The organism is Spartinivicinus ruber (assembly GCF_011009015.1).
Taxonomy (GTDB): Bacteria; Pseudomonadota; Gammaproteobacteria; order Pseudomonadales; family Zooshikellaceae; genus Spartinivicinus; species Spartinivicinus ruber.
The window spans coordinates 547,501-562,727 of record NZ_CP048878.1 but is presented as its reverse complement, the minus strand read 5'-3'; the positions used below and the strand labels follow the sequence as shown (position 1 = coordinate 562,727).

The following is a 15,227-nucleotide window of genomic DNA, read 5'->3' as shown; positions in this document are numbered from 1 at the left end:
AATAGACTAGGGGTTAGTTATGGGCATTAGCATTAGTCCTGATGTAGTTAATCCATTTAATCGCTTTAAGCCACGCAAAGCGAGCAAGATATCAACAACAATATCGCCAGTGGGCTTTATTAATGGCCGACAGGTTTCATTATTAGAAAACCAAAGTAGTGGGGCTACTGAACAAAACTCCATTACGAGTTTACGCCAAAAATTTACACCTAACTTTCTCTTCAGCAAACCTCACAACAAGCCTTTTATTAGCTCAACAGAGACTCAAACCTGTTATGAAAATGAAAAAAGATCAATAAAAGCTGAATTAAACGATGCTATTCGTCAATATTTAGCAGTGGATAATGATTTTCATGAGAGCTATATGCTTGGCTATGCACAAGATTATCGATTTAAAAGATACCTTGCAAAAGATGCAACAAAATTCAATCATTTACCAGAAACAGTAAAAGAGCTTCGAGACCTATTAAATAATCTACTTTCTGGACATAGTAAAGCAGGCTCGCTATACAAATCTATTAATAGCAAAATGACGCCAAATCATGCATTAGGTCGTATTCTAATAGCAGATGGTTTTCTGTCACCCCATTTATCAGTTCGTAAACAGCCTTTAGCTGATCCTGCAATTATTAAACAACACACAAGCAAAATAGTAAAAGAACCTACAGCAACTCAACTACCTACAAATCCAGAAGCCATTAAGCGTCTATTAAAAGAAAAGAAACAAAGAATCTCTCAACAGCTGAAAGAAAGAGTAGCTTTACAAACTGCAGCCAGACTAAGTGTTGCTATTATTTCAAAACGAGCACAAATAGCTACACCCGAGTTAATAGTTCACAAACCTGAGCTACAACCATTCAATGATCTTTTTTCACACAGTCAGGACTTAGCCTATTTGGAATCAGCAGAGCAAAGCCTAAATGTTGATATTAAAAATCTGATAGCTACTATTAATCGCAACCTTGAACAACTACCCACTAAAAAAGAATGCTCTTTAATGTCCCTAAAAAAAGAAGCAAATACCACCATTAGCGAAGCATTAAATATTCTTCACAAGAATAAGAAAAGTCTCAAAGAACGTTTATTTAAGTTGTTTTTCCCCAAAAAATATGCTGATCAAGAGTCAATAAAAAATCAGTTGATTGCAGACTTAAATGAACTCCAATATCTGCGGAGACAAATAGTCCGTCAGCCCAACTGGAATAATATGGATAAAGCAGCCTGGTTTCAAGATACTGTTTATCAGCTATTACAAAAAGCTACGGCAGCAAAGTTATCCTTTGGGCCTTTTGAGGTCATTCCTAGCTATTGTAAAGAGATTGACAAACAGCTATCAGAACAATCGCCAGAGAGTCAATCTACATTTTATATGTAGATATTTGCAAGCCCAGGCTAAATATACTCTTTGCGAATGAATATAAAGTATACAAGCAGGGCTTATCAGCTAGAGCCTACTATCGACCCGTTTTAATTTTAGTCCAAGATCGCGTAACAAAACGCTGAATTTTTTTAGGCATTTCTGTGAATAAAAACAGCTTGTCATTTACTTCATTTGGAGGGTAAATGCCTGGGTTTGCTTTCACTTGTTCATCTACAAACGGCTTAGCACCATCATTGGCACTGGCATATTTTACGTAATTAGTAACACCAGCAATTACTTTTGGTTCCAATAAATAATTTAAAAATTTATGGGCATTTTCAACATTTTTAGCATCTTTTGGTATAGCTAACATATCAAAAGACAAAGGTGCCCCTTCTTTTGGAATAACGTAGTTAACTTTCACACCATTATTTGCTTCTGTCGCACGGTCAGATGCCTGGAACACATCACCAGACCAACCAATAGCTACACAAATATCACCATTGGCTAGATCACTAATATACCGAGCTGAATGATAATAGGTGACATATTGGCTAATACTAGCTAGCTGTTTTTCTGCTATTTGATAGTCTTTAATATTATGTGAGTTAGGGTTTTTGCCTAAATACTTTAAGACAATAGGAAATATTTCACTTCCAGTATCCAAAAAAGCTACTCCACACTTTGATAATTTTTCCATATTTTCAGGCTTAAAAACAGCTGCCCAACTATCAATAGTCTCTTTACCTAATACCGCTTTAATTTTATCTGGGTTATAGCCAATACCAGTGGTGCCGACTAGATAAGGAATTGAGTATTTATTATCAGGATCTACTTTTGCGGCCAATTCTCCCATTATATGCTTGTTCAAATGGTGATAATTGGTTAGCTTGGTTTTATCTAAAGGTTGAAATGCACCCGCTTTAATCTGTACCCTTAAAAAATTATGAGTGGGTACAACAAGATCATAGCCTGACTGGCCAGATAATAGCTTGGCTTCTAACACTTCATTATTATCAAATACATCATAGTTAACCTTCACTCCAGTTTGCTTTTCAAACACAGGGATAGTATTAGGGTTGATGTAGTCATTCCAATTATAGAAGTTAAGCTGATCTGCCATTAGCTGAGAGGAAAGAGCAACCAGGCTTCCGCAAACAATTCTCTTCATAAGCAAGTTCTTCAATAAATAGTCACCAAAGCATCAAGTATACCTAAAATGCACTCAATTCAAATAATAGAGAATATGCACGCTTTTATGACTACTGGTCGCTTAGTAACCACCCGCTCTTAATTCGGCGATATATTGATCATAAAGCCCTTCCGTTTTAAGCTGATGTAGACCTTTGTTAAATTTAATAATAATTGTATTAGCATTAGGGTTTTTCTTACTAACAATTAACCGATAGAGCCTTGCTTCATCGATCGCCCTAGGATGATGGGTGATTAAGTTTGCTTGGTCAGGAGCCAAATATTTCCTCATTTGGTAATAACCTGCATCAATACTAATCGGAAATAGTTTAACACGCTTATTAAGTATCAACCCATAATTCTGTTCGTCTTTTTTTACTCTGACAACATTAATTATTTTATTAGCTTCTGCTTCTTGAAACTCAGTTCTATAATTATAGCCGAGCGTAGCACCAACCCTCATAGTGCCTAAATCAGAGAACTTATCCCAGTTAAAAGATAAACTTTTCAAATGAAAAAAAACTAGCTTATTTTCAAAAATAGGATCACTATAATATACTTCTTGCATTCTCTTGCTCAGTCTGGATCCAACCTGGCGAAGCATCCAGTTTCCCATCAACAACCGACTGATATGCCCGCTTCCAGGGAAGCCAATCATAGGTGACATTAATGCCCTCCACTTTAAATGCTTCCGTCACAATATGAGTAACTACACCATAGTTTTTCATCTTGTTCGATGTATAAGGCTGCCATTCTCCATTAGCAATTTTTACTTGCTGTAATGCTTTAGCATTCAAGTAAGTAGAACAGCATGCTAAAAAGATAACAAATAAAGCGGCTATGTTGATTAGAGGGAATACAGCTTTCATTTCAACCTCCAGTAACTGATTAGTCTAACTATAGTCTTTAAAGCTACAACTCATCAGCTAATTACACTGTATCTATATACAATAACTACTTGTATAGTCACCACTTATACAACCTATTAACTATGATTTAGATTGGGAAAGTTTATCGAGCAGATATCAATGCTGAGAGCCAGGCAACTCGTACACAAACTGACTACCTCAACGCTATTCACCTGGCTAGCCCAACTATTTTTGCTGATGTATGCAATCACTAACATCAATCATAGCTTTGGTAGCTGCTCAGTAGAAAAGTTACAGCTTGGCGGGCGGTTAACGGAGCCTTATCACACTGTGACCGGGGATGGTCTTGTTGATCAGCATATCCGGCTCATCTTTGCTGGACTAAACTGCAAAGTTGAGTTGTTGACTATTCCTTCAGAACGCTCTTTACGAGATTCCAACCGAGGCTTGCTTGATGGTGACTTTGTTCAGCTACCAAATTTAGACACAACTACTTATAGCAACTTGATTCAAATTAGCCCCAGCTATTTCTCGTTTTTCATGGCCTATGTCAGCTTGCAAAATATCACTTACCTAGACGACAGCCTAAGCGGTTATAGAATTGGCGCAATGGTTGGAATGCCTCTATCTGCGCATGCTCTAAATGATGTTAAGATTGTTCGAACCAAAAGTTACGGCCAATTAATGACTTTACTACAGCGAAAACGTATCGATATTGCCGTATTGCCTATAGCAGTGGCTTATTTCTACCAAAAGCAAACCTGTTTAACTCAGTTAAATATTGAAGTAAAACCTGAACTTAAAGTAAACCTGCACATTTATTTACATAAAAAACATCAAGCCTTGGTTGAGCCTCTTAGCCAAGAAATAGAAAGCTTTAAACACAGTAGAAGATATCAACAACTAATGAGACTCTTTTTAAAAAAGGGGCTAAATAATATATCCGCGCCAACGTGCGATTAAAAGATAAACCCTGTTACTATTTCTTACTTATGGAAGATTAGAGCTTGTTAACCCTAGTAAACACTTTCGCTTACCAAATATAAAAATAGCAAAAGACATAGGAGAAATGACTACAGCTGTTGTAACAATATCCAACACTGTATGATATTGTTGATATAACATTAGTAAACAATAAGCTATTAATGAAACTATAAAATAACTTTTGTATTGCTGCTTATAAACCACCAAATAGTTCACAATAGCAATTGCCAAGGCTGTATGAGTACTATAATCCATTGAAAATGATGGCCAGATCTGCAAAATAATATCCAGATACATAATGAAATATACAAGCACCACGCCAATAAAAAATATCAGTAAATACCTAGCAGCAAACATCAAGCCTTCTTTAATAGCCACTAAACCAATTAAAAACAAAATATAAAGGAATAACAAAGGAATATAACTATCAGCAATAAAATCTAATACTTCATATGACAACATCAATAAATTTCCTACCCACCTAATATTTATCTCTATATCAGTTTTAAATATTATTTAGCCAACCACTCTATCGCTTTTTCTCGTTCTTCGTAAGCAAAGTATTGGGCCTCTATACTTGGAAAGAATTTATCACTAATGGTAACAGTCTTTTCAATCCATACTTTATCAGACACAATTGCTTTTTTACCAAACTCTTTAAAGTGAGAAACAGCAAACTTCAACTCTTCAATGAGTGCATCAAGTTCAATACCCGAAAATTTTTTTATCTCTACATAGATATTCAACTGCTCATGATACTTTAACCTGTCATCTATAACCTTGGTCAATCTGTCAATGTCAACTTTTTTAATCTTACCGTCAATCTCAATTGCAATAATTTTGTCACTAATGAGTGGGAATACATCAAGCATATTCGCCTCCGTCTATTTATTAGGATAAATAATGTTAGCCCTATAGAGTTTAATTTATTATTACCTGGCCAGTAAGAATATTTCATCTGATCAGAGACTTTAACTTAAATTTAAAAATAACAACGAATAGGGTGAACGGAGGGTTTTAGTCAGTGAACATTCAGGCTAGGACCTATCAACAGGCCCTATCCAAAGTTAGCCTTCATATGAATTATGAGTTGATAAAAGAATATTAAGCAGCGTCTGCAACCCCTTGCTGATACGACTGCCTTTCTGCTACACGCTTCAAGTAATCCTGTAGCACTTTATGCCCACCAACAAGACGGTTACTGTCGGGAAGTTTGACTAGATAATCTAATATCGGCACCAACAATGCGTCTGCTATTGTAAAACTATCTCCCACAATATATTGCTGATCAGTTAGTTGATGGCTTAATACTATTAAAGCTTTTTCCACCCCAGGCTCTGCAGCCTGCAGCTTATCAACTCGAATCGCTCCATTTTCACCTTTAGGAAACGCTATCTCCAGTAAGTAGTGACGTACTATCGCCTGATCAATATCACCTGCAATCAAACTGCACCATTGATCATGTTTAGCTCTCATTACTGGGTCTGCGGGTTGTAACTCAGGCCCAGGAAATACCTGATCCAGATAGCGACAAATTGCAACCGTCTCGCAGATAGTAGCGCCATCATGGACTAGCACAGGTAATTTACCAAATGGATGCAGTTTAAAGTGCTCATCACTCTTAAACGGTACCTCTTTGCCATTAACAGTAAAGCCGGTTGTATAACTGATACCCTTTTCTTCACATACAAGCCTGACTGAACGGACAAAGCTACTGAAATTAGGTCCATAAATTTGTACTTGCGGACTCATCGCATTCTCCTTATTGGTTAATTTAGGCTTTACAATTTAAGCTCAATGAGAATATGATCAAGAACATATTCTAAATCCATGTAAAAATGTTGAAGTATTGATGAATGAGATTTTCAAAGAGGGTAAATCATAGTGCCTTGGACAGACAACCATAAACAAGTTACTCGCAAACGTATCCTAGACAGCGCTGCTCGCTTGTTCGCCCACAAAGGTTATGACAATGTCAGTATTAATGAAGTAATGCAAGATGCCGGTCTAACCCGTGGTGCTTTTTATGCCCACTTTGGTTCTAAGTCTGAACTATATGCTGAATCCATTATTACAGCTGCTACAAACGGTAGTGATTCATTACAACAGTTTAGCAGCTCTACTCAATCCTTTGATTATTTAATCAAAGCCTATCTAAGCCAGGAGCACAGAGCAGGAGATGAAATGCACTGTCCATTAGCTTTCTTGGTTACAGATGTCAGCCAACGAGATGATACTGTGCGTAATGTTTATACCCAAGCATTTAAAGGCTTTGTTAACCGGTTATCAACTATAAAACAAAACCCAAAATCACTATCTACCGAGACAGCACTGCAAAATGCAGTACTAATGATTGGTGGTTTAGCCATTGCCAGAGCAATTAATGAAGAAGCACTGGCAGAACAGTTGTTAAATGCTTGCCAGCAAGGTGTTAAATTATAAGGCAAATGAAGTAAAACGCCTGAAAAATATTAATAGACTAAAGTTAAAGCTATAATCCACATTACTAAACCAACGACAATATCTATTACTCTCTGCACCTTTATACTCGAAAGTATGGGAGCAAGCTTGGCAGCTAACATTGAAATAAAATAAAACCATATAACTGAAGCCAACATACATCCCAAAGCGAATTTCAACTTCTCTATACCCATATATTGCAGGCTTGCTCCACCCAAAATCATTATCGTATCTAAATAAGCATGAGGATTTAATAAGGTAACAGCTAAACCCGACAGGATTACCAATTTTATTGTTTTTTTAGCTTCATTTTTATTCACCTCGGTTGAACTATCAACCGGTTTTAATGCTTTTTTTAAAGATCCTGCACCATATATAAAAAGAAAGATTGCTCCACCCCATATTAAAAACTGATAAATCAAATCTCCTTCATTAACTAAACTGCCACTACCAAAAACACCAATTGTTATCAATAGAATATCACATAGCATGCAAACTGCTGCAGCAATTAAGTGATGATTTCTTTTTATCCCTTGATTAATCACAAAGGCATTCTGTGCTCCTATTGGGATAATCATGCTACCACCCAACAATAAGCCTTTAAGTATAGGAATAATTGACATCTTCAACCTCAGACAAATAAAACTCATTACATTTTAATAATCATGCTAACATTAATAAAATTAAATATTTTAAATTAAGATTAGAAATACTGATGAAGCCACATAACCATAAAATGTTTGACTACAAACTATTACAGGCACTAGATACAGTAGTGAAAGAACAAAGCTTTGATCGGGCCGCAGCTGCCTTAGCCATTACCCAGTCCGCCATTTCACAACGAATCAAACAGCTTGAAGAGCAGGTAGCTCAACCGCTGTTAATACGTAGTCAGCCAATAGAACCCACTGCACTGGGTCAGAAGTTGCTTGGCCACTTTCGCCAGGTAAAACAACTTGAACAGGAGCTAAGACAAGAGCTGTTTCCTTCAGAGCCCAATCAATTGTTAAATGTTACCATAGCAGTTAATGCCGATAGCCTAGCAACCTGGTTGATTCCTGCAATGGGTTCTCTATTATCAACTCACTCTATTGAATTGAACTTATTAATCAGCCATGAAAGCCATACTTTAGAAAGAATTAAACAAGGTAAAGCCTTCGCTGCTATCAGCAACAATCAAGAAACACTGCCAGGCTGTATAGCCAACAAATTAGGCGTAATGGAATATGTTTTAACAGCCACTCCTGGCTTTAAACAAAAATACTTTGGCAAAACAGTGACATCAGCTAAGTTGCGGCATGCTCCTGCTGTGGCCTTTGATCAGAAGGATGATATGCATGCCACTTACCTTTCACAACACTTCCAGCTACTACCCGGTACTTACCCCTGCCATACTGTTCGATCTTCAGAGGCTTTTGTCAGCTTGGCAGTAGCTGGGGTTGCTTATTGTCTGATTCCAAGAATGCAAGTACAAAACGAGCTGAATGAAGGGCTATTGGTTGAATTAACCCCTCGTTACAAACTGAAAGTACCTCTTTATTGGCATCGATGGGTATTAGAAAAAGGTGTCCATAAAAGCATTTCAGCATCAGTCATTAACTATGCTAAAAAACACTTGTTCTAAATCAAATAGATGCCTTCACGAAATGCAAGCTGATAACTTTCAAGACTCTTCATATACCAAGCCTGACCATACAGCTGCCAACCTGTTGAGTTTTTTACCCCTATTACAGATGATGCACCATAGTAATGATCATGGCCATAAACCTCATCATTATATAATCGCTTATTATCTATCTCTGTTATTGAGTCTAACATTTTATCATTAGGGTATTTCTCACCATCAATATGAAATACCCTAGGGTATCCAGTGTCTTCCACTGCAAAACCACAACCAGATAAACCAGCAGTGAAAAAGTAATCTGCTTCATTTGCTAATTGCGATGATTCCACTGCATCTTGCTTATAAGCTAAATAGTAAGCAGTAATAACTGGTTCTGAATAATCTGGTACTTGTTTTAATAAGCAACAATTAATTTTTTTACCATTATGATCCATTGCTTGCTTGTCTGTTATTGACTCTAACTGAAAATAATAAATACCACTACTTATTGGTACGTTAGTTGGTTCATTATTAATTAATAGTAAATTTTTCTTTAAAAAGGCTTTCGGGTCTTTTTTAAACGTTTGCATCATAGCGTAATTACTCACATCCATATCAGACTTACGCCGACATTGAGAGGCTGAACTAATTGAATTTATTGTTGAAAGCATTATTTAAACTATCCTTAATTTTAATTATGATTATTTTGTGCAGCTAATTTAACTAGTTCTTTATCTAGAAAATATAAATATCAGCAATTTTCTTTAATAATTTGCTCATTTAATAAAACAAATAAATTTTGATACCATAGTGTCTACTCATTTTTGTCAGACAACAGTAGTTTTATTAAAGCCTCTATTGATATAGCCAACTTACAGTATTACAGTAATACGCTAAGTACATTCAAAGTGCAGGATATATAAGGAGAAGTAATGTCTAACACTATCAAGAACCAATGCCATACATTTTTTTATGGTCACCATGAGTTAACGGCAGCAGAAGAGTTCTCTGCCATGGCTGAGTGGTGCAAGAAAAATAATATAAAACACGACTTTTATGGTGAAGGCGAACTAATTCAACAGTTTGAACAGAAAGTAGCTGATTTACTTGGTTTTGAAAAAGGCTTATTTATCGTCACGGGTACCCTTAACCAGCCAACTGTATTACAACTAGCTTGCCAGCAAAGAAAACTTGATTCTGTTGCTATGCATCACACAGCACATATATTAAAACATGAGCATCAGGGGTATCAGCTACAGAATAGATTTAAAGTATTACCTGTTGGTGATCCTTTTAAAGTTTGGACAGTCGAAGACCTTAAGGATATAAAAGATGACATTGCATCGGTATTGTATGAACTACCGATGCGAGAAATTGGTGGACAATTACCAACTTGGGATGAACTGGAAGCAATCAAAACCTACTGTAACCAATACAATATTCATTTACATATGGATGGAGCAAGGCTTTGGGAAACACAACCTTTCTATTCCAAAAAATATTCTGAAATAAGCAAGGGTTTTGACAGTGTCTATATTTCGCTGTACAAAGGCATTGGTGGGCTAGGTGGCTCTATTCTTGTAGGTAGCGAGGAGCTTATCGATAAAGTATCAATATGGGCAAAGCGACAAGGTGGTAATTTAGCTAGACGATCACCTTATATCGTCTCTGCCGCAATGAAGTTTGATCAACAGTTACAAAAGATGCCAGCTTACTTTCAACGAACTAAAGAAGTTTATAAAATATTGGCCGACTACTCTTTTATAGTGCCTAACCCCAAATACCCTCAAACTAATATGCTACATCTCTATCTATCGATCAGTTGCGACCAAGCAATGCAAATTCGAAATAAAATAGCAAAAGAGTATGGTATTTATTTTTTCCATGCTATTCACAGCACTCCTTTCACTAATCAATGTTTTTTTGAATGGTATGTGGGAGATTGCTTACTTGATATACCAGATGAGAATTTGTGCCATTCCCTTAGTATACTAGAAAAAGAAATTAACTCTTTATAAGAAGCCTCTAAAATAGTTTATGTCCTTGTTATACCCTTTGCTAAGGGTATAAAAAAAAATTATTTTTCACCAAACTGCGGCATAATCACTTTAATTGCATTATCAAAAGCAGCAATATCACTTAGTGTATGAGCAACCATCATGGCACCTTCCAAGCTAGACAGTAAATAAACTGCCTTATTATTTGCTGAGCTTTCTTCTTTTTGACTATATCTGGCAAAAACAGCTGTTAACCATTTAATATTTTCTTTAAAAAATCGCTTGGTTTCTCTAACCACTTCCTCTGGCAAAGAGTCAGTTTCAGCACCCAACATACCACACAAACATAATTTTTGGTCTTTTATCAATGCATTTCGGAAAGCTTCGATATACCGCTGGATGAGCTGCTCCGGCTTGATTGCTAAATCCTCTGGTTCACCCAAAGCACTTAAGAAACGTTCTGTGTAACGTTTAACTACTGCAGCCCCTAGATCACCTTTTGTAGGAAAATGATAGTGCACACTCGCACTCTTTATACCAACAGCACTTGCTATTTCACGAAAACTAAAAGAGTTATACCCCTTACTTCTAATACAAGATTCTGCGACATCTTTGATATTTTCAACAGTATCTACCTTCATTAATGGTCTCTATTAGCTCTCTAAGGATTAGGATAATCTGCTTATAATACTATATACCTATTGATAGATTGACCATAAATTCATAATTTTAATTAAATTAAATTTTTTAATAGACTTTAAAAATAAATACCTTATTATTCCAACATGAGTTGTTGACTAAAGCTAGCATTTATTACTTATCTCATCTCGACGGATTAAATTTCAAATTCATATGTTTTACCAATCTTAATAGTTTAATAAAAAACTACTAAGCAGAGACCAGAGCTTCTTACTAAAAAAGTAGTCGCATCCATGCCACTATGTGTAAACTGCATTCTTAATATCCTTGCTAATCAAGCCCTCTATTTATAAAAGTACAAAGAGTAATTGTCTAAATAATTATTACTTCAGCCTTTCAATTAGGGCATCAGCCAATGGAGACGCACTTGCAGGGCTTTGACCAGTCAATTTGCCACTAATGCCAATCTTATTTTCAGATGACATAATAAACAGGACTCTTTTTTGAATATTGTTTGTTTTCTGTGTTGCTACTGTGTTCATAAATAACTCCGTAATACAAGAAAATAAAAAACGATAAATTCTTTACCCAGACATTTACCTATCAACAGATAGATATCCACTCTATAGCAATCCTCTTGAATTTTCAACAACTATCTATTGATAGGTATATATTTAATCACTATTATTATGGATTAATAAGCAACAATGCCTATTGAGACCTAAAAATGAAATTAACTAATTGATTTTTAAGCAAAATGAAGGAAAGCGTTGAAACTCAGCAATTCACGTGAGTCAGGGGTTTACTGAAAGACCATCTTACCAAACGAACTCAATGCAGAGCTATTAAACACAAAGGAACTGAATAAACTCATTATCACTACTAAAAGATTTCACAGCCTGCCTGAAAAAAGTGGTTTAATTGATTAACACTTCTAGCAAGACAAGCTTGTTAACCCGAATATTTCTCCAAATTACAGAAATATTCGGGTTAAGCTTTTGACAAGATACTCAGCAGCTTCTGAGATATTTACTCATGCTTCTTTTTAATTCAAACTCAAATCGCCCAGTCGGTAAGTCATAATAATTATAAGGGTTAAATGCTCTTCTAACACAAATCCAAGCCCACTTGCTATAGCTCATTGACTTACCTTTAGCTAACAGAACTAAAAAACCCTCTTTCAATGAATGCTCATATTTTTTTGTTAGCCGGGTTATTTCCTCTGCATCTTTTTCAGAACAGTTATAAGGGTATTCAGGTTCTTTCACTTGACCAAAGTCCATTACTGCTTACCTCTACTTGCTTAGAGCCAAAGTTGAGAAATTCATTAAAAGCTAAGCAACTTGTTCGCCAACCATTAATAAATTTTGTTCTACAACTGAAGTAAGCATCAATATAGTGACTTAAAATAAGTTTAATTTTTTATGTATTTTTTTTTACTTAAGGTGCTGTATAAAAGGCTAACGACTATCGCAACTCAGGCTGCATTAACATCTCTAAGTGAGGTATACCATCTTCATCGTAAAGATCTGACACTGAACGAAAACCAAAGTCTTGATAAAACCTTTCCAAATAAGCTTGAGCAGAAATCCTTATTGGTTTTTTCGGATATAAGTCCACTATCCATTCTAAAGCAACTGACAATAGCTCCTTACCTAAACCCTGGCCACGGGTAAAATTAGCTGTAGCCACTCTGCCTAACGAAGCTTCCTCATATTTCAAGCCTGGTGGAGCGATTCGTAAATAAGCTGCTAATTGACTCTCTCCATCTACCTGTTGCCAACCTAGCAGGTGAAAACAGCTTGGATCAGCTCCATCAACATCTTGATATACACAATTCTGCTCAATAATGAAGACTTGTTCCCTCAATGCCAAACAAGCATATAACTCGTCTGTTGTTAGCGCTTGGAACGGTTTTTTACTCCAGCTAATCATTTTTTACTACCTGATATTAATTATTCTTACTGAAAATAAAAACTTAACAGGGTAGCTTCATAGAAGACAAGAAAATTTACAGCAATAAAAGCAAAAAACCCCCAACACGAAGTGCTGAGGGTTCTCTTAAATAAGGCGCTTGACGATGACCTACTCTCACATGGGGAGACCCCACACTACCATCGGCGCGGAGCGGTTTCACTACTGAGTTCGGGATGGATTCAGGTGGTTCACACTCGCTATAGTCGTCAAGCAAAACTGGCATTTGGAACTGTTTTGCTTAGCTTGTTTTGTAATCTGAATTCTGCTTTGTCTTGATTGTAATACTCTATTACGTTCGATGTATTTCTTCGTTGTGCTTGCCTGTTTCGCTTTGATTTGTGTTTCCCAAATCATTTTGGCGTTATATGGTCAAGCCTCACGAGCAATTAGTACGGGTTAGCTCAATGCCTCACAACACTTACACACCCCGCCTATCAACGTCGTCGTCTTCAACGGCTCTTCAGGACCCTCAAGGGGTCAGGGAAGTCTCATCTTGAAGGGGGCTTCCCGCTTAGATGCTTTCAGCGGTTATCCCGTCCGAACTTAGCTACCGGGCAATGCGTCTGGCGACACAACCCGAACACCAGTGGTTCGTCCACTCCGGTCCTCTCGTACTAGGAGCAGCTCTCCTCAAACTTCCAACGTCCACGGCAGATAGGGACCGAACTGTCTCACGACGTTCTAAACCCAGCTCGCGTACCACTTTAAATGGCGAACAGCCATACCCTTGGGACCGGCTTCAGCCCCAGGATGTGATGAGCCGACATCGAGGTGCCAAACACCGCCGTCGATGTGAACTCTTGGGCGGTATCAGCCTGTTATCCCCGGAGTACCTTTTATCCGTTGAGCGATGGCCCTTCCATTCAGAACCACCGGATCACTAAGACCTACTTTCGTACCTGCTCGACATGTACGTCTCGCAGTCAAGCGCGCTTATACCTTTACACTAACCGCATGATGTCCGACCATGCTTAGCGCACCTTCGTGCTCCTCCGTTACTCTTTGGGAGGAGACCGCCCCAGTCAAACTACCCACCACACACTGTCCTCGATCCCGATCAGGGACCAGAGTTAGAACCTCAAACATACCAGGCTGGTATTTCAAGATTGGCTCCACGATGACTAGCGTCACCGCTTCAAAGCCTCCCAGCTATCCTACACAAGTAGGCTCAAAGTCCAGTGTGAAGCTGTAGTAAAGGTTCACGGGGTCTTTCCGTCTAGCCGCGGATACACTGCATCTTCACAGCGATTTCAATTTCACTGAGTCTCGGGTGGAGACAGCGTGGCCATCGTTACGCCATTCGTGCAGGTCGGAACTTACCCGACAAGGAATTTCGCTACCTTAGGACCGTTATAGTTACGGCCGCCGTTTACCGGGGCTTCGATCAAGAGCTTCGCCGAAGCTAACCCCATCAATTAACCTTCCGGCACCGGGCAGGCGTCACACCCTATACGTCCACTTACGTGTTTGCAGAGTGCTGTGTTTTTAATAAACAGTCGCAGCCACCTGGTATCTTCGACCGGCTCCAGCTCCATTCGCAAGGAATTTCACCAGCTCCGGCGCACCTTCTCCCGAAGTTACGGTGCCATTTTGCCTAGTTCCTTCACCCGAGTTCTCTCAAGCGCCTTGGTATTCTCTACCTGACCACCTGTGTCGGTTTGGGGTACGGTTAATAATGACCTGAAGCTTAGAAGCTTTTCCTGGAAGCATGGCATCAATTACTTCCTCATCCGAAGATGAGTTCGATATCGGCTCTCAGTATTAGCACCCCGGATTTGCCTAAGATGCCTACCTACAACCTTAAACCTGGACAACCATCGCCAGGCTAACCTAGCCTTCTCCGTCCCTTCATCGCAGTCATTACTAGTACAGGAATATTAACCTGTTTCCCATCGACTACCACTTTCGTGCTCGCCTTAGGGGCCGACTCACCCTGCGCCGATTAGCGTTGCGCAGGAAACCTTGGTCTTCCGGCGAGGGAGCTTCTCACTCCCTTTATCGTTACTCATGTCAGCATTCGCACTTCTGATACCTCCAGCAGACCTCCCGATCTACCTTCGCAGGCGTACAGAACGCTCCTCTACCACCCTAACCTAAGTTAGGATCCGCAGCTTCGGTGTCTAGTTTGAGCCCCGTTACATCTTCCG

Annotated in this window: 17 protein-coding genes and 2 rRNA genes (1 of these 19 running past the window's edge); 5 read left to right on the top strand and 14 right to left on the bottom strand. The window is 38.1% G+C overall.

Annotation, left to right across the window (positions count from 1 at the left end; translation table 11 throughout):
- Positions 1-19 precede the first annotated feature (19 nt).
- Positions 20-1,375: a hypothetical protein gene (locus G4Y78_RS02595; RefSeq protein ID WP_163831374.1), complete on the top strand. Its 1,356-nt coding sequence runs from the start codon at positions 20-22 to the stop codon at positions 1,373-1,375.
- 79 nt (positions 1,376-1,454) lie between these two features.
- Here the strand turns inward: G4Y78_RS02595 and G4Y78_RS02590 are convergent, their stop codons facing one another.
- From G4Y78_RS02590 to G4Y78_RS02580, 3 genes are all read right to left on the bottom strand, one after another.
- The gene (locus G4Y78_RS02590; protein WP_163831372.1) at positions 1,455-2,531 is read right to left on the bottom strand and encodes a polyamine ABC transporter substrate-binding protein; all 1,077 of its coding nucleotides are present in this window, start codon (positions 2,529-2,531) and stop codon (positions 1,455-1,457) included.
- A 102-nt stretch (positions 2,532-2,633) separates the two neighbouring features.
- Positions 2,634-3,119, bottom strand: a complete 486-nt coding sequence (locus G4Y78_RS02585) for a substrate-binding periplasmic protein (protein WP_163831370.1) — start codon at positions 3,117-3,119, stop codon at positions 2,634-2,636.
- Positions 3,100-3,420: a type 2 periplasmic-binding domain-containing protein gene (locus G4Y78_RS02580; protein WP_163831367.1), complete on the bottom strand. Its 321-nt coding sequence runs from the start codon at positions 3,418-3,420 to the stop codon at positions 3,100-3,102. The genes G4Y78_RS02585 and G4Y78_RS02580 overlap by 20 nt, the downstream gene beginning before the upstream one ends.
- A 159-nt stretch (positions 3,421-3,579) precedes the next feature.
- Between G4Y78_RS02580 and G4Y78_RS02575 the strand changes: the two genes are divergently transcribed.
- On the top strand, positions 3,580-4,383 hold the full coding sequence (locus G4Y78_RS02575) for a substrate-binding periplasmic protein (RefSeq protein ID WP_163831365.1): 804 nt from the start codon (positions 3,580-3,582) through the stop codon (positions 4,381-4,383).
- A 27-nt stretch (positions 4,384-4,410) separates the two neighbouring features.
- Here G4Y78_RS02575 and G4Y78_RS02570 read toward each other — a convergent pair whose 3' ends face one another.
- The 3 genes from G4Y78_RS02570 to G4Y78_RS02560 all read right to left on the bottom strand — a co-directional run bounded on the left by G4Y78_RS02570 (position 4,411) and on the right by G4Y78_RS02560 (position 6,156).
- Positions 4,411-4,866, bottom strand: a complete 456-nt coding sequence (locus G4Y78_RS02570) for a hypothetical protein (RefSeq protein ID WP_163831362.1) — start codon at positions 4,864-4,866, stop codon at positions 4,411-4,413.
- A gap of 50 nt (positions 4,867-4,916) precedes the next feature.
- Entirely contained in the window at positions 4,917-5,276 is a 360-nt protein-coding gene (locus G4Y78_RS02565) for a SpoIIAA family protein (protein WP_163831361.1), read from the bottom strand.
- 232 nt (positions 5,277-5,508) lie between these two features.
- Entirely contained in the window at positions 5,509-6,156 is a 648-nt protein-coding gene (locus G4Y78_RS02560) for a glutathione S-transferase family protein (RefSeq protein ID WP_163831359.1), read from the bottom strand.
- A 132-nt stretch (positions 6,157-6,288) separates the two neighbouring features.
- Between G4Y78_RS02560 and G4Y78_RS02555 the strand changes: the two genes are divergently transcribed.
- Positions 6,289-6,846, top strand: a complete 558-nt coding sequence (locus tag G4Y78_RS02555; protein WP_163831356.1) for a TetR/AcrR family transcriptional regulator — start codon at positions 6,289-6,291, stop codon at positions 6,844-6,846.
- Positions 6,847-6,875: 29 nt separating this feature from the next.
- On the opposite strand, the gene G4Y78_RS02550 is transcribed toward G4Y78_RS02555, so the two are convergent.
- The gene (locus G4Y78_RS02550) at positions 6,876-7,487 is read right to left on the bottom strand and encodes a LysE/ArgO family amino acid transporter (protein WP_163831354.1); all 612 of its coding nucleotides are present in this window, start codon (positions 7,485-7,487) and stop codon (positions 6,876-6,878) included.
- Between the two features lie 92 nt (positions 7,488-7,579).
- On the opposite strand from G4Y78_RS02550, the gene G4Y78_RS02545 reads away from it, so the two are divergent.
- Complete coding sequence (locus G4Y78_RS02545; RefSeq protein ID WP_222937624.1) at positions 7,580-8,488, top strand: LysR family transcriptional regulator ArgP; 909 nt, start codon at positions 7,580-7,582, stop codon at positions 8,486-8,488.
- Here the strand turns inward: G4Y78_RS02545 and G4Y78_RS02540 are convergent.
- Positions 8,485-9,138 carry a hypothetical protein gene (locus G4Y78_RS02540; protein WP_163831352.1) on the bottom strand — a complete coding sequence of 218 codons (654 nt, stop codon included), beginning with the start codon at positions 9,136-9,138 and terminating at the stop codon, positions 8,485-8,487. The genes G4Y78_RS02545 and G4Y78_RS02540 overlap by 4 nt on opposite strands.
- 261 nt (positions 9,139-9,399) lie before the next feature.
- Here G4Y78_RS02540 and G4Y78_RS02535 point away from each other — a divergent pair, with 261 nt between their 5' ends.
- Positions 9,400-10,485, top strand: a complete 1,086-nt coding sequence (locus G4Y78_RS02535; protein WP_163831349.1) for a threonine aldolase family protein — start codon at positions 9,400-9,402, stop codon at positions 10,483-10,485.
- 59 nt (positions 10,486-10,544) lie between these two features.
- Here the strand turns inward: G4Y78_RS02535 and G4Y78_RS02530 are convergent, their stop codons facing one another.
- The 6 genes from G4Y78_RS02530 to G4Y78_RS02505 form a co-directional block, all read right to left on the bottom strand.
- Complete coding sequence (locus tag G4Y78_RS02530; RefSeq protein WP_163831347.1) at positions 10,545-11,105, bottom strand: TetR/AcrR family transcriptional regulator; 561 nt, start codon at positions 11,103-11,105, stop codon at positions 10,545-10,547.
- Positions 11,106-11,486: 381 nt separating this feature from the next.
- Positions 11,487-11,645, bottom strand: a complete 159-nt coding sequence (locus tag G4Y78_RS02525) for a hypothetical protein (RefSeq protein WP_163831344.1) — start codon at positions 11,643-11,645, stop codon at positions 11,487-11,489.
- 468 nt (positions 11,646-12,113) lie between these two features.
- Positions 12,114-12,386 carry a hypothetical protein gene (locus G4Y78_RS02520; protein WP_163831341.1) on the bottom strand — a complete coding sequence of 91 codons (273 nt, stop codon included), beginning with the start codon at positions 12,384-12,386 and terminating at the stop codon, positions 12,114-12,116.
- A gap of 184 nt (positions 12,387-12,570) precedes the next feature.
- Positions 12,571-13,038 (bottom strand): GNAT family N-acetyltransferase, encoded by a 468-nt coding sequence (locus G4Y78_RS02515; RefSeq protein WP_163831340.1) that lies wholly within the window; start codon positions 13,036-13,038, stop codon positions 12,571-12,573.
- A gap of 137 nt (positions 13,039-13,175) precedes the next feature.
- A 5S ribosomal RNA gene (gene rrf / locus G4Y78_RS02510) occupies positions 13,176-13,291 on the bottom strand.
- A 154-nt stretch (positions 13,292-13,445) separates the two neighbouring features.
- Positions 13,446-15,227, bottom strand: a 23S ribosomal RNA gene (locus G4Y78_RS02505); it runs 1,109 nt beyond the window's last position.

Bases quoted from the DNA above. Each gene is read 5' to 3' on its own strand.
- G4Y78_RS02595 (WP_163831374.1), top strand. From the start codon at position 20: ATGGGCATTAGCATTAGTCCTGATGTAGTTAATCCATTTAATCGCTTT.
- G4Y78_RS02590 (WP_163831372.1), bottom strand. From the start codon at position 2,531: ATGAAGAGAATTGTTTGCGGAAGCCTGGTTGCTCTTTCCTCTCAGCTA.
- G4Y78_RS02585 (WP_163831370.1), bottom strand. From the start codon at position 3,119: ATGCAAGAAGTATATTATAGTGATCCTATTTTTGAAAATAAGCTAGTT.
- G4Y78_RS02580 (WP_163831367.1), bottom strand. From the start codon at position 3,420: ATGAAAGCTGTATTCCCTCTAATCAACATAGCCGCTTTATTTGTTATC.
- G4Y78_RS02575 (WP_163831365.1), top strand. From the start codon at position 3,580: ATGCTGAGAGCCAGGCAACTCGTACACAAACTGACTACCTCAACGCTA.
- G4Y78_RS02570 (WP_163831362.1), bottom strand. From the start codon at position 4,866: ATGTTGTCATATGAAGTATTAGATTTTATTGCTGATAGTTATATTCCT.
- G4Y78_RS02565 (WP_163831361.1), bottom strand. From the start codon at position 5,276: ATGCTTGATGTATTCCCACTCATTAGTGACAAAATTATTGCAATTGAG.
- G4Y78_RS02560 (WP_163831359.1), bottom strand. From the start codon at position 6,156: ATGAGTCCGCAAGTACAAATTTATGGACCTAATTTCAGTAGCTTTGTC.
- G4Y78_RS02550 (WP_163831354.1), bottom strand. From the start codon at position 7,487: ATGTCAATTATTCCTATACTTAAAGGCTTATTGTTGGGTGGTAGCATG.
- G4Y78_RS02545 (WP_222937624.1), top strand. From the start codon at position 7,580: ATGAAGCCACATAACCATAAAATGTTTGACTACAAACTATTACAGGCA.
- G4Y78_RS02540 (WP_163831352.1), bottom strand. From the start codon at position 9,138: ATGCTTTCAACAATAAATTCAATTAGTTCAGCCTCTCAATGTCGGCGT.
- G4Y78_RS02535 (WP_163831349.1), top strand. From the start codon at position 9,400: ATGTCTAACACTATCAAGAACCAATGCCATACATTTTTTTATGGTCAC.
- G4Y78_RS02530 (WP_163831347.1), bottom strand. From the start codon at position 11,105: ATGAAGGTAGATACTGTTGAAAATATCAAAGATGTCGCAGAATCTTGT.
- G4Y78_RS02525 (WP_163831344.1), bottom strand. From the start codon at position 11,645: ATGAACACAGTAGCAACACAGAAAACAAACAATATTCAAAAAAGAGTC.
- G4Y78_RS02520 (WP_163831341.1), bottom strand. From the start codon at position 12,386: ATGGACTTTGGTCAAGTGAAAGAACCTGAATACCCTTATAACTGTTCT.
- G4Y78_RS02515 (WP_163831340.1), bottom strand. From the start codon at position 13,038: ATGATTAGCTGGAGTAAAAAACCGTTCCAAGCGCTAACAACAGACGAG.